A 21749-nucleotide genomic window follows, 5' to 3' on the forward strand; every position below is an offset into this window, starting at 1 on the left:
TGGCGGATGATTTGAGGTTGCCACCTTCTTATTCCGCAGCCAAAGCCAGTTGCGGTCTTTCGATGCCTTCGATCTGTTCCGGCTTCGCCGCCGGCTCGTCGGTCTTGGCCTTCTTGGGTTCGCGGGCGAAGAACAGGGCATAGCCCGCCGGCAGCACTAGGATGGTGAGCACCGTGGCGACGAGGATGCCGCCCATCATCGCGTAGGCGAGCGGGCCCCAGAAGACGGCGCGCGAGATCGGGATCAGCGCCAGCACGGCAGTCAGCGCCGTCAGCATGATGGGCCGGAAGCGGCGCACGGCGGCGCCGACGATTGCTTCCGATCGTTCCATGCCCGCCGCGATATCCTGGTCGATCTGATCGACCAGGATGATCGAGTTGCGCATGATGATGCCGAGCAGCGCGATGACGCCGAGGATGGCGACGAAGCCGAACGGCGCGCCGCTGATCAGAAGCGCCGCGGCGGCGCCGATGATGCCCAGCGGACCGGTGGCCAGCACCAGCATCGACTTGCCGAAGTGCTGCAGCTGGACCATCAGCAATATGACGATGATGGCGAGCATGATCGGGGCCTTGGCCGCGATCGAGGCCTGGCTTTCGGCCGAGTCCTCTGCGCCGCCCTGGATCTCGATCTTGTAGCCGGGCGCAAGGCCGGCGCGCAGATCCTTCATGTCGTTGTACATCTTGGTGACGACGTCGTTCGACTGCACGCCGTCCGGCAGCGTGCCGCGCACGCTGATCGTCGGCAGACGGTCACGCCGCCACTCTATGCCTTGCTCCATGACGGGCACGACCTTGGCCACCTGCGACAGCGGCACCGAACCGCCGAAGTCGGTCGGGATGTAGACCGAGTCGACCGAGGAGAGCAGATGACGGCTCGCTTCCGGCTCGCGGGCGACGATCGAGACCGTCTCCTCGCCGTCGCGGAAATCGTCAAGCGGCGCGCCGGACATAGTGGCCTGCAGCATCTGGCGGATGCGCTGCGAGGTGACGCCGAGCGCACGGGCGCGGTCCTGGTCGATTACCAGCTTCATCGCCGGAACCGGCTCCAGCCAGTCGTCATGGACGGCGCCGAGCAGCGGGTTCGCCTGGAACCTCGCCTTCACCTCGTCGGCGATGCGGCGCACCTCCTTGCGGTCCGGACCCATGACGCGCATCTGCACCGGCCAGCCAGTCGGCGGACCGAGGAAGAGACGATCGACCTTGGCGCGGATCGAGGGGAAGTCCTTGGCGAGGATGCTGCGCAGCTTGACGATTAGCCGCTCGCGCGCCGGCTCGTCCTTGGCCATCACCAGGAGCTGGGCGAAGTTCGGATTCCTGAGCTGCTGGTCGAGCGGCAGGAAGAAGCGCGGCGCGCCTTCGCCGATATAGGTGGCGATGAAGCGCTTGTCCTGATCGTCCATCATTCTTGATTCCAGCGCCTTAGCCTGGGTCTCGACCTCCTTGATCGAGGTGCCTTCCGGTAGCCAGAGATCGACCAGGATTTCCGGACGCGAAGACTGCGGGAAGAAGTTCTGCGGAATGAACTGGAAGGCCCACAGGCTGGTGCCGAAGGTGACCAGCGTCATCACCAGCACGATGATGCGATGACGCACGGCCCAGGTGACCGTCGCGCGCAGGCGCCGATAAAAGCGCGTGTCGAAGACGTCGTGATGGGTGCCGGCGTGCTTGCGCTGCTTCAGGATCATGTAACCCAGCCACGGCGTGAAATAGACCGCGACGAACCACGACACGACGAGCGCGATGCCGACCACGTAGAACAGCGTACGCACATATTCGCCGGCGGTGGAGGCCGCAAAGCCGACCGGGATGAAGCCGGCGGTGGTGATCAGCGTGCCGGTGAGCATCGGGAAGGCGGTCGAGGTGTAGGCGAAGCTTGCCGCCTCGATCTTGACCAACCCCTCCTCCAGCTTTCGCTCCATCATCTCGACGACGATCATGGCGTCGTCGACCAAAAGACCAAGCGCGATGATCAGCGCGCCGAGCGAGATGCGCTGCAGGTCGATGCCGATCTCGTACATGATGGCGAAGGTGGCGGCCAGAACCAGCGGAATGGCGATCGCTATCACCAGGCCGGAGCGCCAGCCGATCGACAGGAACGACACGACGAGCACGATGAGCAGCGCTTCACCGAGCGCTTCCATGAACTCGTTGACGGCATCCTTGACGACCTCGGGCTGGTCGGAAATCTGGTCGACCGCGACACCGTAAGGCAGCCCTTCCTCGAAGCGCTTGTAGGTCGCCTCGACATCCTTGCCGACGTCCCTGACGTTGAAACCCTTGGCCATGACGACGCCGACCTGGACGCTCTCGTGGCCGTTGAAGCGGTATTTGCGCTGGTAGGGATCCTCGAGGCCCGAGGTGACGGTGGCGATGTCGCCGAGACGCGTCACCTGGTTGCCGGCGCGCAACCTCAGCTCACGGATGTCGGCCGCCCTGGTGACGTCGCCTTCGACCGAGATGCGGACCGAGCGCAGGCCGGTGTCGACCGAGCCCGCCGGATCGACGGCGTTCTGCCCCTTCACCGCGTTTTGCAGGTCGACGATGGTCAGGCCGCGCTCGGCGAGCGCCTTGGACGAGACGTCGATGTAGATCTTCTCGGGCTGGTCGCCGATGATGACGGCCTTCTCGACGCCGGGCGTCGTCAGCAGCATGTCGCGCGCCTGGATGGCGAACTTCTTCAGCTCCGGATAGGTGAAGCCGTCGCCGCTGATCGAATGCAGCGTGATGAAGGTATCGCCGAACTCGTCGTTGAAATAGGGGCCGAGCAGGCCTTGCGGCAGCTCATTGGCGATGTCGCCGACCTTCTTGCGCACCTGGTAGAAGGCGTCCTTGACCTGTTCAGGGTTGGTGTCGCCCTTGACCTGCAGGGTGATGATGGCGCTGCCGGCGCGCGTGTAGGAGCGGACGAAATCGAGATGCGGCGTTTCCTGCAGCTTGCGCTCGATCTTGTTGACGACCTGGTCCTCCATGTCCTGGATCGAGGCGCCCGGCCAGACGGCCTGCACCACCATGACGCGGAAGGTGAAATCCGGGTCTTCCTTCTGGCCCATCCGCATCAGCCCGAGCGCGCCGGCCAGGATAATCAGGCCGAACAGGAAGCGCGCGATGCTCGGATGTCCGATCGCCCAGCGCGAGAGGTTGAAAGGCCGCTTTTCGGTGCTGCTGTCGGTGGTCATGGCGCAAGTCCAGTCCAATTGGTCGGCAAAGCACGCTTGCCATCTATTCGTGAATTCTCGGTCGGGCTTCCGGGCGGCGAGCACCTCAAGCGGAGAGAGACTCGCAATCGCGCTGGACGCGGCCTTGGTGCGGGGGATACCAAAGGCCAGCGTCTCGTCGATCGGGCGCGTTCGCCGCCCGGAACCCATGCCCTCCCCGGCTCGCGGCTCGCGCAGCGAGTGCGGGAAAGGCGTTCGTGTGCCTCGCCTTAGCGAAGACTGCTGGTAGCAGCGACGTCGTCCTCCGCCGAAGCGGATTGCTGGGCGATGTCGCCGGAAAGCTTGACCTTCAGGTTCTCGGTCATGAATTGCGTGCCGGCGGCTACCACCACGTCGCCCTGCTTCAGGCCATCGGCCACGGCGACACCGTCGGCGGTGAAATTGGCAATCTTGATCGGCCGCGGATGGACCGTGTCCGAGGTGCGGTCGACCGTCCAGACGATATGCTTGCCGTCCTTCTCAGCCATCGCGGTCAGCGGGATCGACACCAACTGCGCCTTGCTGCCGACGGTCGCCTCGACATTGGCGGTCATGCCGAGCAGCACGCGCGGATCGTTGGGCAGCGAAACCCGGACCGCGAAGGTGCGCGACTGCGGATCGGCGCTTCCCGCTACCTCACGGACCTTGCCATCGAGGGTCAGGCCCTCGTCCGACCAGAAGCTCGCCTTGACCTCCTTGCCCGGGCGGAAGCCCGCGATGTCCATTTCGGGCACGGCGATCAGCACTTCCTTCTCGCCATCGACGGCAACGGTCATCACCGGCGTGCCGGCGCCGACCACCTGGCCGATGTCGGCGGAGATGGCGGTGACGATGCCGTCCTCGCTTGCCTTGAGATCGGTGTAGTGGACCTGGTTCTGCGCCTGGGCGAGAGTAGAACGGGCGGCATCGCGCGTCGCCACCGCCTGATCGTAGCTCAGCGTCGCCTGATCGAGCTGCGACTTCGGCGCGAAGTTCTTGGCGTAGAGCTGCTCGGCGCGCTTCCTGGCGAGATCGACCGTCTCGACCTGCCGCTCGGCGGCGTCGAGGCTTGCCTGGGCGCTCTTCACCGACAGCTCGTAGTCGGAGGGGTCGACGCGGGCGAGCACGTCGCCGCTGTTCACATGCTGGCCGATGTCGACGAGGCGCTCGGTCACCTTGCCGGCGATGCGGAAGCCGAGGTTCATCTCGGTGCGGGCCCGCACCGAACCGGAATAATCGAGCCGGCGGGTGGATTGCGCCTCGCCGATCTCGACCACCTTCACCGGACGAATGACTTCCTGGACGACCGCAGCCTTTTCCTGGCTGCAGCCGGCGAGGCCGAGCGCCGCGACAACGAGAGCTGCGGCTGGCAACCTGCGGAGGATGGAATTGGACAAAGACACCTTAGCACTCCCGAACTGGAAATGAATTGTCGAGACCGGCACCCCGGTGGGCGGCGGCTATTTCAAGGCTCTGATAGCGTAGTCGATGAGATCGTCCGGCATCGCCCGGTTGGTCTTTGCCAGACACTGCGCAACCATCTGCGGATGGCAGAGGATGACGGTGGAGGCGCCGAAGCAACGCGAGGCGATGACCGGATCCTGCTTCCTGAACTCGCCGGCCTCGATGCCCTGGCGGATGACTTCGGCGAACAGGTCGTGGATACGGTCGACATGCTTGTCGATGACGCCCCAGTCGCGCTCGAGCGCGACGATGACCATCTCATGCACCTTCTGGTCGTCGAGCATGACTTCCAGCGTCATCTTGTACTGGGCGTGAACGTAGCGGCGCAGCCGCTCCTCCGCGCTGAGCGGCAGGCGCGAAATCTCATAGGCCATCGCGTAGCTGGCGCCGAGCATGCGGCCGCAGACGGCCTGGTGGATTTCCACTTTCGAGGCGAAGAAGCGATAGATGTTGGCCGGCGACATGCCGAGCTCGCGGGCGATGTCGGCGACGTTGGTCTTGCCGTAGCCGTAGTGCCGGAACAGGCGCTCGGCGCAGTCGAGAATGCGCGTCACATTCTCCTGTCTGGCGGGGTCGGCCACGATGTTGGCGGCTTCTGACATGGTTCTTTCGTTTGACGAGTGACGAATTTCAATTTTCGTCACTCGTAAATCGAAAGAGACGGAGAGTCAACGCTGAATCGACGTACGCGTACAAAATGGTGACAGATGGTGACAGCGGGCGTGGCCTTCAATCGGCGCCTGCGATTAGCAGGCGCGCTGATGAGGTCGTCATCCTAGGGCGGAGCAAGGAGCGAAGCGACGCGGCGCAGACCCGAGGATCCTGTGCCGTTACGCCCGCCCAAGAATGCAACTGTATCAAGAAGTTACGCTGATAGGCGTCGCAAATCCGCTGACGGCTAATCTCAACCGCCGGAGTGCTGCCGCGAGGTAACGGCATGGATCCTAGGGTTTCCGCGACGTCGCTTCGCGACTGCTCCACCCTAGGATGACGAAGTCGCGGGCGCTGGCGCAAACTGTCGACTTCCCGGCATGCTGCTCGGAGGAGCGAACTACGCCCCCTTCGCCATTTCCCTCAGCCGAAACTTCTGGATCTTCCCCGTGGAAGTCTTCGGAATCTCGGCAAACACCACCGCCTTCGGCACCTTGAAGCGGGCGAGTAACCCTCGGCAGTGTTCGATGATCTCCGCCTCGGTCGCCGTCTTGCCGGGCTTCAGCTCGACATAGGCGACCGGCACCTCGCCCCATTTCTCGTCGGCGCGGGCGACGACGCCGCAGGAGGCGACGGATGGGTGCTTGTAGAGCGCGTCCTCGACCTCGATGGACGAGATGTTCTCGCCACCCGAGATGATGATGTCCTTGGAGCGATCCTTGAGCTGGATGTAGCCGTCCGGGTGCATGACGCCGAGATCGCCGGAATGGAACCAGCCGCCGGCGAAAGCCTCGTCGGTCGCCTTGCGGTTCTTGAGGTACCCCTTCATGACGATGTTGCCGCGGAACATGACCTCGCCGATGGTCTCGCCGTCGGCCGGCGTCTCCGTCATCGTCTCGGGGTTCATCACCGTCAACCCCTCGAGCGCGGCATAGCGCACACCCTGGCGCGCCTTCCTCGCCGTCCTCGGTCCTTTCTCCAACGCGTCCCACTCATTGTGCCATTCGTTGACGACGGCCGGGCCGTAGGTCTCGGTCAGCCCGTAGAGATGGGTGACGGCAAAGCCGGCGTCGGCCATGCCGGAGAGCACCGCCTCCGGCGGCGGCGCGGCCGCCGTGTTGAAGGTGACGGTCTGAGGGAACTGGCGCTTGTCCTCGTCCTTCGCGTTGATCAGCACCGACATGACGATCGGCGCGCCGCAGAGGTGGGTGACGCCGTGGTCGGCAATCGCGTCGTATATCGGCTTTGCCCGCACCCAACGCAGGCAGACATGGGTGCCGGCCTGCACGGCGAGCGTCCAGGGGAAGCACCAGCCGTTGCAGTGGAACATCGGCAGGGTCCAGAGATAGACCGCGTGCTTGGCCATGCCGGCATGGATGGTGTTGGTGTAGGCCATCAGGGCGGCGCCGCGATGGTGATAGACGACGCCCTTCGGATTGCCGGTGGTGCCGGAGGTGTAGTTGAGCGAGATGGCGGCCCACTCGTCATCGGGCATCGCCCAGGCGAAAGCCTCGTCGCCCGCGGCGACGAAGTCCTCGTAGTCGAGCACGCCGATCCGCTCGCCCTTCGGATAGGGCGCGTCGGCGGCATAGTCGGGGTCGTCGTAGTCGATGACCAATGGCTTGGCCTTGGCCAATGCCAGCGCTTCCTTGACCACGCCCGAGAATTCGCGGTCGACGATCAGCACCTTGGAGCCGGCATGGTCGAGCTGGAAGGCGATGACGGCGGCGTCGAGGCGGGTGTTCAGCGAGTGCAGCACCGCCTTCATCATCGGCACGCCGAAATGCGCCTCCAGCATCGGCGGCGTGTTTGACAGCATCACCGTCACCGTGTCGCCCTTGCCGATGCCGTGCTTCGACAGCGCCGAGGCGAGCTTCAGCGAGCGGCGCCAGAAATCGCGATAGCAGATGCGCCGGCTGCCATGGATGATGGCGACATGGTCGGGATAGGTCTTGGCCGCCCGCTCCAGATAGGTGAGCGGCGTCAGCGGCTGGTGGTTGGCGGCGTTCCGGTCGAGATCCTGTTCGTAGGGATTGGCCATCCCATCCTCCCAAAAAAGTCTTTTCGAGCTTTCTAACCACTGGTCTGCGATCATGCCATCCCCCCGAACGATCGGGAAATGCTATGATATGAGCGCTCGGTAGAATGGCTGTCTCGATTCGGCCGTGCCGGTAGGCGATTGCACTCAACCACCCAGATTTGACTTTTGTCGAGAGCCGTGACTAATGTCAGCCGAGGAGGCGGCATGGCGATCCGACCGGCAGAACAACTCATCCATAAGGCCGCCTGGCTTTACTATGCGCATGGCCTTCGCCAGGACGAAGTGGCGAACCAGCTCAAGATCTCGCGCGCATCGGTGGCCATGTATCTGCGCAAGGCGCGCGAGACGGGCATCGTCAACATCTCGACCTCGACGCAGCTCTTCACCGACGACGTCATGGCGCGCCGGCTGGAGGACGCCTTCAGGCTCGACGCCGTCTGGATCGCGCCGGAAAACGCCTATGTCGCCGATCCGTCGACCGACATCGCGGTGCTGGCGGCGAGCGTCTTCCTCGAATTGGTGAAGAAGGGCGACCGCATCGGCGTCGCCTGGGGCCGCACCGTCTACACCATCGCCGACATCATGTCCTACGCCGACCTGCAGGACGTCACCGTGGTGCAGCTCTGCGGCAATCTCGGCGCGCCCTATTCCTATCGTCCCGACCAATGCACGATGGAGATCGCGCGGCGGCTGAACGCCAAGGGGCTGAATTTCTACGCGCCTTTGGTATTGTCGACCGAGGAACTCGCTCGCGGCCTGCGCGCCGAGCCGGTAATCCGCGACCAGCTTGCCGGCATCGGCGACTGCGATCTGGCGCTCTATTCGGTCGGCGCGGTCGACGCCGACAGCCATCTGGTGAAATGCGGCGCGCTGACGCCGGCCGAAATGACGGCGCTGCGCAAGCAAGGTGCAGCCGGCGTTATCGCCGGGCAAGTCATCGACGCCAAGGGCGAAGTGCTCGACTGCAGCTACAACCGGCGGGTCATTTCCGCCGAGCTCGCGTCGCTGCGCGCCATCGGGAAGCGATTGATGGTGGTGCAGGAAGACAGCAAGTTCGAGCCGCTGCTGGCCGCGATCGCCGGCGGGCTCTGCACGCATCTGGTGGTCGGCTCACACATGGCCGGGCGTCTTCTGGACCACGCCGGGGCGGCAAGCAAAAAGCCCCTCTAGAAACAACCCTGCCGCGACTGTCATCAAAGCGTCGCGGCTTCCTGTTCATGAGCAGCAAAAGACGGAATCGGACGGAACGACATGAAGAACCTTTGGAACGACGCCGACGCGGAAAAGATGGTTGCCGACTATGCCAAGAAAGGCGTCGGCGGCGACCTCGCGCTGCGCGTCTACACGACCCGCCTGCTCGGCGGCGAGCCGCGGCTTGTGCTGCATGGCGGCGGCAACACCTCCTGCAAGACCAAGGCCACCGATCTCGTCGGCGACGAATGGGACGTGCTCTGCGTCAAGGGCAGTGGCTGGGACATGGCGGTGATCGAGCCGCAAGGCTTGCCTGCGGTGAAGATGGGCGCGCTCATCAAGGCGCGCGCGCTTGCCGCGCTGTCCGATGAGGACATGGTGGCGCTGCAGCGCTCCAACCTCATCGATCCCGCCTCCCCCAACCCGTCGGTCGAAACACTTCTGCACGCCTTCCTGCCGCACAAATTCGTCGACCATACGCATTCGACCGCGATCCTCGCCATCGTCGACCAGGAAGACAGCAAGGCTCTGGTGGCAAAGGTATTCGGCAGCAAAATGGGTTACGTGCCCTACATCAAGCCGGGCTTCGACCTCGCCAAGGTGGCCGCGGAAATTTTCGACGCCGACCCGAGCGTCGAAGGCCTGATCCTCGACAAGCACGGCATCTTCACCTTTGGCGACGACGCCCGGCAGGCCTATGACCGGATGATCCACTATGTGAACGTCGCCGAGGAGTATGTCGCGAAGAACGGCAGGCCGCAGGCGCCCAAGGCGGCGCTGCCGGCGAAGCTCGCCAGGCCAAGCGACATCGCGCCGATGCTGCGCGGCGCGGTGGCGGTGGCGCGCGGCGAAGGCCGCTTCGACCGCATGATCAGCGACTTCCGCACGTCGAACGCGATCGTCGATTTCATCAATTCGGCAAAGATCGCCGACTATGCCGGGCGCGGCGTGTCGACGCCCGATCTTTCGATCCGCATCAAGACCGGCCCGATGGCGGTGCCGGCGCCCGACGCCGACAAGCTCGACGACTACAAGGCCGTCATCCGCGACCATGTCGACGCCTTCGCCAAGGACTACCGTGCCTATTTCGAGACCAATGACGCGCTGGACGACGTCAAGCGCACCATGCTCGACCCGATGCCGCGGCTGACGCTGGTTCCCGGTCTCGGCATGTTCGGCCATGGCCGCACGCTGAAGGACGCCAAGATCGCCTCCGATGTCGGCGAGATGTGGATCGAGGCGGTGCGCGGCGCGGAAGCCATCGGCAATTTCCAGCCGCTCTCCAAGGCCGACCTCTTCCCGCTCGAATACTGGTCGCTGGAGCAGGCGAAGCTTGCCTCGAACAAGCCGAAGCCGCTGACCGGCCAGGTGGTGCTGATCACCGGCGGCGCCGGCGCGATCGGCGCCGCGACGGCGAAGCTCTTCGCCGCCAATGGCGCGCATGCGGTCATCGTCGACCTCGATCCGGCCAAGGCCGCTGACGCGGCGAAAGCAGCCGGCAACAATTCGATCGGCGTCGGCGCCGATATCACCAACCCGGCCGAGATGCGCGCCGCCTTCGACAAGGCGGTCGCGGTCTATGGCGGCGTCGACATACTGGTCTCCAACGCAGGCGCGGCCTGGGAAGGCCGGATCGGCGAGCTCGACGATGCGCTTCTGCGCAAGAGCTTCGAGCTCAACTTCTTCGCCCACCAGTCGGCGGCGCAGAACGCGGTCCGCATCATGCTGGAACAGGGCACCGGCGGCGTGCTCCTGTTCAACACCTCCAAGCAGGCGGTCAATCCCGGGCCGAAATTCGGCGCCTATGGCCTGCCCAAGGCGGCGACGCTGTTCCTGTCGCGGCAATACGCGCTGGACTATGGCGCCCATGGCATCCGCTCCAACGCGGTCAACGCCGACCGCATCCGCTCGGGGCTTCTGACCGACGCGATGATCGCCAGCCGCTCCGGCGCGCGCGGCGTCTCGGAGAAGGAATACATGTCCGGCAACCTGCTTGGCCAGGAGGTGACGGCCGACGACGTGGCGCAGGCCTTCCTGCACCAGGCGCTCGCCGAACGCACCACCGCCGACGTGACGACGGTGGACGGCGGCAACATCGCGGCGGCGCTGCGCTGAAGAAGTGAAAGCCATCCCCAGATTGGTTCGTCGTTTTACGAGAACGACGAACCCCTCTCTCTCTTTGTCCTGACGCGGTTCTCGGACGGAAGCCCGTTTCGCACTTCTGCTAGAAAACTGCTCCAAGCGGTCAAAATCCGCTCAAATCCTTCGCTTATTGCTCGAACAGCTTTAAGGGGTGCCTTGCGCCTCGTCTACGAGACACAAGAGCTGGAGCCCGTATGCAAGCCAGGGAAGTGCCTTATTTCAGCCAGTGGGAATCGCCCGGCATGACTTTGCCGCTTCTGGCGGAGGGGCCATCGGCGCTCTATCGCGATCCGCTATGGCGCAATTCCGGCGCGGAAACGGTTGAGGATTATGCGCGCCGGGCCGTCAATGTCTGCGGCATGGCCTGCCTGAAGATGATCCTTGCCGCACGCGGCGAAATTCATCCGACGCTCGAGCTCGCCCGCGCCTGCACGGCCTATGGCGGCTATGTCGTCAATGAGATCGACGGCTCAATCAAAGGATTGATCTACGAGCCCTTCGTCAGGTTCGTCCGCGAGCGATTCGACCTGCTTGCGGAGACGATGACGAATGTCGACATGGCCGCGGTGCCCGGACTGTTTTCACGGTGGCGCTACTTCATCGCCTCGGTGCACCCCGGCATCCGCTGGCCCGAACGCGAGCCGCCGTCCAAGGGCGGCCATCTGGTGTTGGTAACGGCGGCGTCGCCAGGCGAAATCCGCTTCCACAACCCATCCGGCCACGACCGGCAGAGCCAGGCGGATGTCACGCTGCCGCTCGCCAGCTTCGGCCGCTTTTTCGCCCGGCGCGGCATCGCCGTCGCGTTCTGATCCTGCAACTTGACCATTCCGGAGATATCAATGGCCGAGAAAAGACTGCGTATCGGTGTGCTCTTTGGCGGCCGCTCCGCCGAGCACGAGGTGTCGCTGCTTTCGGCGGCCAATGTCATGCACGCGCTGGATCCGGCGAAATACGATGCCGTTCCGATCTTCGTTACCCGCCAAGGGCAATGGCTGCTGAGCAGCTTCCGGGACGGTGCGCTGGCGACACCGTCAAGCGGGACCGAGATCTGCCTGGTGCCGGGCGGGCATGGACGGATGCTGGCCATTCCGGCCGGCGGGCCACCGCATGAACTGCCCGCCATCGATGTCCTGTTCCCGGTCCTGCACGGTCTCCATGGCGAGGACGGCGCCGCCCAGGGGCTGGCCGAAGTAGCGCAAGTGCCGCTCGCCGGCTGCGGCATCCTGGGTTCGGCCACGGCGCTTGACAAGGATATCGCCCAGCGGCTGCTGAAGGCGGCCGGAGTGCCTGTCGCGCGTTCGGTGACGATCGACAGGGGCACAGCACCTTCCCTCGCCGTGCTGGAAGATCAGCTTGGCCTGCCGCTGTTCATCAAGCCGGCACGGCAAGGCTCGTCGGTCGGCGTCGCAAAGGTCAATGCCAGCCAGGAATTCGATCGGGCGATCGAGGAAGCCTTCCGGCACGATCGCAAGCTGCTGGCGGAGGAATTCGTTCGTGGCCGCGAGATCGAGTACAGCGTGCTGGAAGATCCCGAAGGCGAACTCTTCGTCTCACGACCGGGGGAGATCGTGCCCGCCGAAAGTCACGGCTTCTACAACTACAATGCCAAGTATATCGACGAAAACGGCGCGGCATTGATCGTGCCTGCGGAACTGCCGCCGGAGGTCGAGCAAGGCATGCGCGACATGGCCGCCAAGGCCTTCAGGGCCGTCGGTTGCGACGGCATGGCGCGTGTCGACTTTTTCCTGATGCCGGACATGACGTTCCTGGTCAACGAACTCAACACCATTCCCGGCTTCACCAACATCAGCATGTACGCCAAGGCGATGGCAGCAAGCGGCATCAGCTACCCGGAGGTCATCGACCGCCTGGTGGCGCATGGGCTGGCGCGTGCTGCGCGATCGGCCTGAGAGGCAAAAAGGGAGCGACCTGAGCCGACCTCTTCTCTGATCACTGGGGCGTCGCCAAAGACGCTTCGCGCGAGGCACTCCGACAAAATTTCGTCGGCCGCCGCTGCCCCTCATCCGCCTGCCGGGCCCCCTTCTCCCCGTAAGTGACGGGGAGAAGGGGGCCCGGCCGTAGCGCCGGTGCCTCGTCTGCGACGGCGACAATTGGCGAAAGCGTCGACGACGGCGTCTTTCTCGGTGCCGACATTTCCAATTGCGCGCGACGGCTGAGATAGCGATTTGCCTAGAATGGGAGCCCGAAGCGCGCCGCATCTACAGACGACGCGCTTCACACCCGAACCTACTTGGCGTTCGGGTTCGGCATCCAGGCGGGCATCGCGACGTCGGCATGGGCGAACTGCGGCAGCTTGGCCGACAGGTCTTCCATGTTCTTGATGTCCTTGTCGACGAGTTCCTTCTGGGTGATCAGCGTAGGCGGCACGATGACGTTGTGGCCGGGATCCTCGCCGGCGAGCAGCTGCGCCAGCGCGCGCACCGAAACCTGGCCGACGACGGCCGGGTTGGTGGCGGCCGTCGCTGCCCAGGCGCTGTCCGGCTCGCGCATCGCGGCGATATCCGAGGTCGAGATGTCGGCCGAGTAGATCTTGATGCCCTTGTTCAGGCCCGCCTCGTCGACGGCGATCTTCACGCCCTTGGCGAATTCGTCATACGGCGCGAACATCACCTTGATGTCGGGATGCGCCTGCAGCACCGAACGCGCCTGGTTGGCGACGGAGTTGGCGATCGGGTTGTCGAGCGTGCCGAACATGGCGACCTCGCTGATGCCCGAATATTTCTTCTTCACGTCGACCCAGGTTTCGTTGCGGCGGTCGAGCGGCGCAATGCCGGCGACATAGACATAGCCGGCCTTCCAGGCCTCGCCATTGTCCTTCACCGCCTGCTCGAGAGCGAGCTTTGCCAAGTCGCGGTCGGACTGCTCGATCTGCGGGATCTTCGGGTTCTCGACATTGACGTCGAAGGCGACGACCTTGATGCCGGCGTCGACCGCGCGCTGGGCGGCGTCCTTCATCGATTCCGTCAGTCCGTGCTGGATGATGATGCCCTGCACGCCGAGCGCGATGGCCTGGTCGACCATGTCCGCCTGGAGGGCGGCATCCTGGCGGCTGTCCAGCACGCGCAGGTCGACGCCGAGCGCCTTGGCCTGCGCCTCGACGCCGGAGAGATAGGCCTGGAAGAAGTCACCGGTCGAGAGATAGCGCACCAGCGCGATCTTGACGCCCGGCTTGTCGAACGGCGCCGGGCGATCCGCCGCCAATGCCGTGCCCTGCATCAGCAGCGCCGCGCCCGCGAGGCCAAGTGCGGCCTTCCCCAGAAGTCTTCTTGTGATGCTCACGTCGTTTTCCTCCGTTGTTTGCCCCGGTCGAAACTATCTCTTGCCCCTGCCGGAAAGGGCGAAGGTGAAGACAAGGGCGACGACGAGCACCGCGCCCTTGACGAAATCCTGCGTGTAGTAAGGGGCGTTCATCATCGTCAGGCCCTGCAGCAGGACGCCGACGAACACCGCGCCGACGGCCGTGCCGAAGGCGTTGGGCTTGGCGGCGCCGAGCACCGCGTAGCCGATGAGCGCCGCCGCTACTGCGTCGAGCAGCAGATTATTACCCGAGGCGATGTCGCCGCGTCCAAGCCGGGCGGCGAGCAAAATCCCGCCGATCGAGGCAAAAACTCCCGAAATGACATAGGCCCAGATTTTGTATGCCTTGACAGGGGCGCCGGCGAGTTCGGCGGCGCGTTCGTTGCTGCCGACGGCGTACATCATGCGGCCGAAGCGGGTGTATTCGAGGAAGAACCAGATCAGCACCGCGAGCACGACGAGCACCACCACGGAAACCGGGATCAGGCTCGGGATGAAGAAGTCGATGCGGTGGCGGCCGAGCGCCAGGAAGGCTTCCGAGAACTTGCCGTTGGCGACCGAGCCGTCGGGCATCGTCATGCCGGTGGCGATCGAGCGGCCCTCGGTCGGGATGCGCTGCAGGCCGAGCAGCAGGAACATCATGCCGAGCGTCGCCAAGAGATCGGGCACGCGCATATAGACGATCAGCCAGCCATTGATAAGGCCGACGACCACGCCGATGACCAGGCAGGCGATGACGGCGACGATGGCATTCTGCTCCAGCACCACCATGGCGTAGGAGGCGGCCATCATGGCGCTGGTGGCGACCGACCCTATCGACAGGTCGAAGCCGCCGACGACGAGCGTCGCGGTGACGCCGAGCGCCAACACGCCGGTGATCGCCACCGACTGGAAAATGAAGACGGCGCTCTGCGGCGAGACGAACCCGTCGGCGGCGATCGCGAAATAGGCGATCAACCCGACCAGAAGGACGATGAAACCATAGCGGATGGCATAGTCACGCAATGTCATCGAACGCTCCCGCGCTGTTGCCCTCTCCGCCAAACTGGAACTCATGCATGCACTCCAAGTATCGTCATCGGTCGACCTCACGCCGCGCTGTGCAGCGGCCCGCCGGCGACTTGCGCCAGCAGCCGGTCGAGATCGATATCGGCGTTCCTGTGCTCGCCGGCGATCGTGTGTTCCGACATCACCAGGATGCGGTCGGCGGTCTCGAGCGCCTCGTCGATCTCGGTGACGAAGAGGAGCGTCGCGCGGCCGTCGGCGCTCGCCCTCAGCTTGGCCGCGATATCGCGCCGCGCCGAGATGTCGACGCCCTGAAACGGCTCGTCGAGGATGAACAGGCGCGAGGCCTGCGACATCCAGCGCGCCACCATCACCTTCTGCTGGTTGCCGCCGGACAGCGCCGAGAGCTCGTCCTTTTCCGAACGACAGACGATGCCGAGCTCGGTGATCTGGCGGCGGGCGGCGGCGCGCTCGGCGCGGCGCTTCATGACGCTGAAGCCCGACATGCGCTTGAGGAACGGCAGGCTGATATTGCGCTCGATGTTGAAGCCGCCGACGATGCCACTGTCGGCGCGGTCCTTGGCGACGAGGAAGACGCCGGCGGCGATCGCTTCGCGCGCCGAGTGTGGCGCGTAGGGCCTGCCGTCCATATGCATGGTGCCGGCCAGCGGCCTGCGCACGCCGAACAGCGTTTCGGCCAGCGCCGTCTTGCCGACGCCGACGAGACCGGTAATCGCCACCACCTCGCCAGCGCCGAGCGTCATCGAGATCGGCTTGGCGCCCTGCGCCAGCTGAAGTCCTTCGGCTGTGAAGACGGCGCGCGCCGAATTTCTGGCGACGACCTGGTCGAGGTGGATCTTGCGGCCGAGCATGGCATTGACGGCGCCCTCATAGTCGAGCGGCTTCCGGTCGAAGACGCCGGAGATGACGCCGTCGCGCATCGAGACGATGCGGTCGGCAAGGCGCCGGATGTCGGACATGCGGTGCGAGATGTAGAGGATCGCGACACCCTGCCCGCGCAACCGGTCGATCAGCGAAAACAGCCGGTCTGCTTCGGCGCTCGATAGCGAGGAGGTCGGCTCGTCGAGGATCAGCACCTTGGGCTGGTGCGCCATGGCGCGGGCAATGGCCACCATCTGCCGGTCGGCGAGCGATAGGTCGGCGACACGCGCCCTGAGGTCGATGGCGAGGCCCATGCGGTCGGCGACGGCCCTTGCCTCGGCGCGAACATTGGCAGGCTTGAACAGCAGCGATGCGCCCTTGCCGCTCAACCGGTCGAGCGTCAGGTTGGTGGCGACGTCGAGATCGGCCACCACGCCGTCGTTGATGTTCTGATGCACGGTGACGACGCCGGCGCGGATGGCTTCCGCCGGCGTGACGGGATCGAATGCCTGGCCGGCAAGCCGCATCGCGCCGCCGCCGCGCTCGTAGACGCCGCTGATGATCTTGACCAGCGTGGACTTGCCGGCGCCGTTGGCGCCCATCAGCACGGTAACCTCACCGGCATGCAATTCGACCGAGATGCCGCCAAGCACCTCGTTCTGGCCGAAGGATTTCCTCAGGCCCTCCACACGGAACACGGCATCTGCGCCCATTCGTTCCTCCCTGGCCACGACGCTATGGGCTCACTCGTCAATTGTCAACACGATTGACAATTGCCAGAGCGCTACCTAGCTTGGCCCCGCCGCCGTGGCTCCGCTATCGTTGGCGACCCACGAGCAGGAGGGGAGAGGATGACCGAGAAGAAGCCGTTCGAAGCATTGTCGGTGGAGACGCTGCCGAAGCGCCTTGGCGGAAACGCGGCGCTGACCGAGCGCATCGGCGAGGACGCCGGCCGCTGGAAGGTACGCGAGGTCGGCGACGGCAATTTGAACCTCGTCTTCATCGTCGAGGGCGACAAGGGCGCGGCGGTGGTCAAGCAGGCGCTGCCCTATGTGCGGTTGGTCGGCGACAGCTGGCCGCTGCCCTTGAAGCGCTCCTTCTTCGAATATCATGCCCTGACCAGGCAAGAGCGCCGAGCGCCCGGCTCGGTGCCGGCGATCTACCATTTCGATGAGACGCAAGCGCTGATCGTGATGGAGTATCTGGCGCCGCCGCACGTCATTCTCAGGCGGGCGCTGATCGACGGACGCGAGCTGCCGAATATCGCGCGCGATATCGGCCTGTTCATGGCCCGCACGCTGTTTCGCGGCTCGGACCTGTCGATGGCGGCGCGCGAGCGCAAGGCCGATCTCGCTTTATTCGCCGACAATGTCGAGCTCTGCGACATCACCGAGAACCTGGTTTTCTCCGACCCCTATTTCGACGCCGAGATGAACCGGCACACCAGCCCGCAGCTCGACGGCCTGGTCGCCGAATTGCGCGCCGACCGCGACCTCAAGGTCGAGGCGCAGCGGCTGAAGCATCTCTTCGCCGCCAATGCCGAGACGCTGCTGCATGGCGACCTGCATTCCGGCTCGATCATGGTCACCGAAGCCGAGACTCGGATGATCGATCCGGAGTTCGCCTTCTACGGCCCGATCGCCTTCGACGTCGGCATGCTGCTCGCCAATTTCTGGATGGCCTACTTCTCGCAGCGCGGCCATGAGGAGAACGGCAGCCGGGATTCGATGCGCGCCTATCTGCTCAGGGTCACGGCCGAAACCTGGACGGTGTTCCGCGCCGAGTTCTCGCATCTGTGGCGAACCGAGCGCACCGGCATGCTCTACCAGAAGAGCCTGTTCGAGGATCAGGGCGACCGCCTGGGCGCCGAACAGGCGCTCGACCACATGCTTGGCGGCATCTGGACCGACCTGCTGGGCTTTGCCGGCATCGAGGTGCACCGGCGTATCCTCGGCCTCGCCCACAATGCCGATTTCGAGACCATTGCCGATCAAGACCTGCGCGCCACATGTGAGGCCAAGGCACTGCGCTTCGGCCGCCACATCGCCGTCAACCGGCATCGGATCCACAGCATCGATGAGGTCAACACCTTGGCCGCGCTGATCGAACAGGAGAGCAGAATTTGAACGTCGGCGAGCGCCACTACCGCACCATTTGGCTCAGCGACGACAAGCGTTCGGTCGAGATCATCGACCAGCGCTGGCTGCCGCATGAGTTCCGCATCGAGACGATCGGAACAGTTGCCGGCATCGCCACCGCGATCCGCGACATGTGGGTGCGCGGCGCGCCGCTGATCGGCGTCACCGCCGCCTATGGCGTCGCCATCCAGATGACGGACGATCCGTCGGACGAGGCGCTCGACGCGGTGTGGGAGACGCTGCACAAAACGCGGCCGACGGCGATCAACCTGCGCTGGGCGCTGGACGAGATGCGGCGGTTTCTCAGGCCGCTGGCGCCGGGAGAGCGCGCCGAGGCCGCCTATCGCCGTGCCGCCGAGATTGCCGACGAGGATGTCGGGCTGAACCGCGCCATCGGCGAGAACGGGCTTGCCATCATTAAGGCGATCGCGGCGAAGAAGAAGCCGGGCGAGACGGTCAACATCCTCACCCATTGCAACGCCGGCTGGCTGGCGACGGTCGACTACGGCACCGCCACGGCGCCGATCTATCTCGCGACGGAAGCCGGCATCCCGGTCCATGTCTATGTCGACGAGACCAGGCCGCGCAACCAAGGCGCCCAGCTGACCGCCTGGGAGATGGCCGGCCACGGTGTGCCGCATACGCTGATCGTCGACAATGCCGGCGGCCATCTGATGCAGCATGGCGACATCGACATGGTGATCGTCGGCACCGACCGCACGACCGCCAATGGCGACGTCTGCAACAAGATCGGCACCTATCTCAAGGCTTTGGCCGCCGCCGACAATGACGTGCCCTTCTATGTCGCGCTGCCCTCGCCCACCATCGACTGGACCGTGGCCGACGGGCTTGCGGAAATTCCGATCGAGGAGCGCTCCGGCGACGAAGTTTCGCTGGTCTGGGGCAAGACGGCCGACGGCAAGGTCGCGCAGGTGCGCGTCTCGCCGGATGCGACGCCGGCGGCCAATCCCGCCTTCGACGTGACGCCGGCAAGGCTGGTGACCGGGCTGATCACAGAGCGCGGCGTGGCGAAGGCTTCGCGCGAGGGGCTGAGGGCGATGTTTCCGGAGCTGGGGTGATCTCCCCCCTCGAGGGGGAGATGTCGCCGAAGGCGACAGAGGGGGCGCTGCGCGTGGAGCGCCGACGCCCTTGCGGACGTGAAGAAGAAGTTGGCGCTCCACGCGCAGCGACCCCTCTGCCCTGCCGGCCATCTCCCCCTCAAGGGCATATGCGCTAAGATAGCTTTGGCATGGCTTGAAATTTGCGTTTTCGCGGTGGCTCACGCCAACGATGCCGCAAGGCATGGAGATTTTGGCGCAAGCTTGCCAAGCGAGGCTGAGTAAAGATCGCTGCGATCAGCGAGGCGACGATCTGGCGGGTGGCGCGCCACAGCAGCGGGCGCCCGTCGCTCAAGGGGGAGAGACACCCAACTCCTGCGAGAGGGGTTCGGTCACAAGCGCGATGAGGAAGTGGGCAAGAATCCAAGGCTTTGCGATCCTTGGGTCTTTGGCGGGAGGCGCGCGCAGCCCGATCAGGCTCTTCAGACGCTTGAAGGCGAGCTCGATGCGCCAGCGCATGCGATAGAGCTTGAGAACCGTGCCGGCGGGAAACTCCTGCCGGTCAAGCGAGGTCACAAGGATGACGAAGCCGGCCGCAATCAGCGTCTCGGGTCGAACCTTGTTGCCCTTGGCCTTGGCTTCCTTGTTGATTTTGCGCCGCGCTTCTTGTGCCGCTGCCTCGGATTTGCGCAAGGCGATCAGGCGCATCTTCACAGGCTCGCCCTTCTTGAGGGCCAACCGGACAGGCGTTTCGAAGACTTCCTCGCGGCGGCTCTCCAGGTAGCCGATGAGATCGAACGCCTTGCCGTTGGCGTCGAGCCATCGCGCATTCTTCCACGACGCGCGCACGACAACGTCGCCGCCTTGCGCCATGACCCTTGCGATCCGCTCGGCCTGCAGATAGGCGCGGTCGCCGATGCGGATCTCGCCCGCCACCACCGGCACGCGGTCGATCAGCTCGGCCTCGCTTTGGTCGGTGATCTCGAGGAAATCGAACTGCTCGCGCTCAAGCTCGAAGGCGCAGTGCATGCGCCAAAGGCCATTGTTCTTCTTCTCATGCGCACCGGCCTTGGCAACCGCCGTCGCATCGAGGATGCGGATCAGCCGGCCCTTGGCCAAGCCTTTTTCCTCGCGCTTCAAAAGATGCCCAATCAACTGCTGCAGCCACGGCCCTGCATTGCGCAGCCGGCCGAGCAAGGCCACGTCCGAGATGTCGGCAATCCCGCTCGCCGCCGCCCAGGCCACGACGCCCCGCATGCCCACCTTGCCAAGGCAGTAAGCCAATGTCAGGCGCAACAGATCGCACGCCGACCGGATACCCCGCGGTCGCAGGAACGCCTTCGTCTCGCGCGCACTTCCTGCGATCAACTCTTCGCCGCCGAGAAGCGCAATCGTCTCGGCCCAGCCGTCATCAACAAGTGATTCGTGTGTCATCCTCAGCGTAGAATCACAACCGATTCCGCGCTGCAACACCTATCTTAGCGCCTATGCCCTCAAGGGGGTGTATGGACTGGGGACATCGCGAACAGGTGTGCGAAGACATCGCGAACAGTTTCCCATGCTAGCGCTGGAACTGGTTGAGGTCGATGGTTTGGATCTTCTGGTGTCGGAAGAAGACATCGAAGACGCCGTCGATTTCGGTCGGCCTGAAGGCGACGACCTTGCCGGCGACGGCGTTGCAGATCTTGAAGGCACGCCCGAACAGCGAGGTCGCTCCCTTCTGCTGGATTTTGCGCAGGAGGTCGCCGGCGGCGTAGTCGAAGGGCGCCACGGTCTCGCAGAAGTCGCGGCCGGAGGGCCGGTAGCGGTCGAGCGGCACAGCGCCGGCAAGGCCATCGTGCGGGCGCTTGGTGTTGTAGAGATGGCGCCAGCTGTCGAAGGCGCTCTGGGCGTGCTGGAGGCTCTCGAAGGGCGGCCCCTGCAGCGCCTCGGCCTTGAGGGAGCGGTGGAAGCGCTCGTCCTTGCCCAGCGTCTGGGGATGGTAGGGCCGGGAATGACTGATGGCCACGCCCACCTCGATCAGCCAGACGCCGAGCACGGTGAGGTTGTTGCGGCCGCCGTCGCCCCAGGGCGGGCCGTTGTCGATGGCGATGCGCCACGGCAGGCCATAGCGCCGGAACGCCGTGATCAGCCGCGCCTTGACGGTCTCGGTCGTCTCGTCGGAGCAGGCCTCCAGGGCCAGCGAGAAGCGCGAATGGTCGTCGAGCACGGTGAGCGGATGCAGCCGTCCCTGGCGCAGTGGCACATGGCCCTTGAAGTCCATCTGCCACAGATCGTTGGGGGCTTCGTGCTCGAAGCGGATGAAGGGCTGAGCGCCGCCGCCCAACGCACCCAGCTCGACGCCGTTGCGCCGCAAGATGCCGCTCACCGTCGAAGGAGCAATGGCGCCGATGCCGTCGCGCTCGAGCACGCCAGCGATCTTGCGCCCACCCCAGGCCGGGCATTCCTTCCGCAGCGACACAACCGCTGCTTCCAGCGACGGCGGGCTGCGCCGCGGGCTCGACTTTGGCCGCCGCGAACGCTCCGCCAGCCCGGCTACGCCTTCCGCACGAAATCGCGCGATCAATTTGTGCCCGCAGGTTCGTCCGATCCCGAAGCGACGGCACAGCGCGCTCACATTCGCCCCTGGCGCCAGCGCCAGTCTTACAAACTCTTCCTTCTGGCTCATCACGCTCCTGGCCTCG

The 21749-nt window shown here is 64.9% G+C and carries 15 protein-coding genes; 6 read left to right on the forward strand and 9 right to left on the reverse strand.

Annotated features, from left to right (window positions below):
* Nucleotides 1-28: 28 nt before the first annotated feature.
* The 4 genes from QAZ47_RS29240 to QAZ47_RS29255 all read right to left on the reverse strand — a co-directional run bounded on the left by QAZ47_RS29240 (nt 29) and on the right by QAZ47_RS29255 (nt 7331).
* Nucleotides 29-3178, reverse strand: coding sequence for an efflux RND transporter permease subunit (locus QAZ47_RS29240; RefSeq protein ID WP_278231681.1), 3150 nt, complete (start codon nt 3176-3178; stop codon nt 29-31).
* A gap of 248 nt (nt 3179-3426) precedes the next feature.
* Nucleotides 3427-4578 (reverse strand): efflux RND transporter periplasmic adaptor subunit, encoded by a 1152-nt coding sequence (locus QAZ47_RS29245; RefSeq protein WP_278231682.1) that lies wholly within the window; start codon nt 4576-4578, stop codon nt 3427-3429.
* A gap of 57 nt (nt 4579-4635) precedes the next feature.
* Nucleotides 4636-5241 (reverse strand): TetR family transcriptional regulator, encoded by a 606-nt coding sequence (locus tag QAZ47_RS29250; RefSeq protein WP_278073434.1) that lies wholly within the window; start codon nt 5239-5241, stop codon nt 4636-4638.
* A 449-nt stretch (nt 5242-5690) separates the two neighbouring features.
* Nucleotides 5691-7331, reverse strand: a complete 1641-nt coding sequence (locus QAZ47_RS29255; RefSeq protein WP_278231683.1) for an acyl-CoA synthetase — start codon at nt 7329-7331, stop codon at nt 5691-5693.
* A 204-nt stretch (nt 7332-7535) separates the two neighbouring features.
* Here QAZ47_RS29255 and QAZ47_RS29260 point away from each other — a divergent pair, with 204 nt between their 5' ends.
* The 4 genes from QAZ47_RS29260 (at nt 7536) to QAZ47_RS29275 (ending at nt 12574) form a co-directional block, all read left to right on the forward strand.
* Complete coding sequence (locus tag QAZ47_RS29260; RefSeq protein WP_278231684.1) at nt 7536-8501, forward strand: sugar-binding transcriptional regulator; 966 nt, start codon at nt 7536-7538, stop codon at nt 8499-8501.
* 81 nt (nt 8502-8582) lie between these two features.
* Nucleotides 8583-10637, forward strand: coding sequence for a bifunctional aldolase/short-chain dehydrogenase (locus tag QAZ47_RS29265; RefSeq protein WP_278231685.1), 2055 nt, complete (start codon nt 8583-8585; stop codon nt 10635-10637).
* Nucleotides 10638-10858: 221 nt separating this feature from the next.
* Nucleotides 10859-11473 (forward strand): hypothetical protein, encoded by a 615-nt coding sequence (locus QAZ47_RS29270; protein WP_278231686.1) that lies wholly within the window; start codon nt 10859-10861, stop codon nt 11471-11473.
* Between the two features lie 24 nt (nt 11474-11497).
* Nucleotides 11498-12574 carry a D-alanine--D-alanine ligase family protein gene (locus tag QAZ47_RS29275; RefSeq protein WP_278233908.1) on the forward strand — a complete coding sequence of 359 codons (1077 nt, stop codon included), beginning with the start codon at nt 11498-11500 and terminating at the stop codon, nt 12572-12574.
* Between the two features lie 337 nt (nt 12575-12911).
* Here QAZ47_RS29275 and QAZ47_RS29280 read toward each other — a convergent pair whose 3' ends face one another.
* From QAZ47_RS29280 to QAZ47_RS29290, 3 genes are all read right to left on the reverse strand, one after another.
* Nucleotides 12912-13964, reverse strand: a complete 1053-nt coding sequence (locus QAZ47_RS29280; protein WP_278204409.1) for a substrate-binding domain-containing protein — start codon at nt 13962-13964, stop codon at nt 12912-12914.
* Nucleotides 13965-13997: 33 nt separating this feature from the next.
* The gene (locus QAZ47_RS29285) at nt 13998-14993 is read right to left on the reverse strand and encodes an ABC transporter permease (RefSeq protein WP_278204410.1); all 996 of its coding nucleotides are present in this window, start codon (nt 14991-14993) and stop codon (nt 13998-14000) included.
* Nucleotides 14994-15070: 77 nt separating this feature from the next.
* A complete protein-coding gene (locus QAZ47_RS29290; protein ID WP_278231687.1) occupies nt 15071-16582 on the reverse strand; it encodes a sugar ABC transporter ATP-binding protein in 1512 nt (503 codons plus the stop codon).
* 138 nt (nt 16583-16720) lie between these two features.
* Here QAZ47_RS29290 and mtnK point away from each other — a divergent pair, with 138 nt between their 5' ends.
* Nucleotides 16721-17995 carry an S-methyl-5-thioribose kinase gene (gene mtnK, locus QAZ47_RS29295; protein ID WP_278231688.1) on the forward strand — a complete coding sequence of 425 codons (1275 nt, stop codon included), beginning with the start codon at nt 16721-16723 and terminating at the stop codon, nt 17993-17995.
* Entirely contained in the window at nt 17992-19086 is a 1095-nt protein-coding gene (gene mtnA / locus QAZ47_RS29300) for an S-methyl-5-thioribose-1-phosphate isomerase (protein ID WP_278231689.1), read from the forward strand. Before mtnK ends, mtnA begins: the two co-directional genes overlap by 4 nt.
* A 330-nt stretch (nt 19087-19416) precedes the next feature.
* Here mtnA and QAZ47_RS29305 read toward each other — a convergent pair whose 3' ends face one another.
* Nucleotides 19417-20499 (reverse strand): transposase, encoded by a 1083-nt coding sequence (locus QAZ47_RS29305; RefSeq protein WP_278230985.1) that lies wholly within the window; start codon nt 20497-20499, stop codon nt 19417-19419.
* A gap of 127 nt (nt 20500-20626) precedes the next feature.
* Complete coding sequence (locus QAZ47_RS29310; protein WP_278233866.1) at nt 20627-21733, reverse strand: IS481 family transposase; 1107 nt, start codon at nt 21731-21733, stop codon at nt 20627-20629.
* Between the last annotated feature and the right edge of the window lie 16 nt (nt 21734-21749).

The sequence above is a fragment of the Mesorhizobium sp. WSM4904 genome, from assembly GCF_029674545.1.
Lineage (GTDB): Bacteria > Pseudomonadota > Alphaproteobacteria > Rhizobiales > Rhizobiaceae > Mesorhizobium.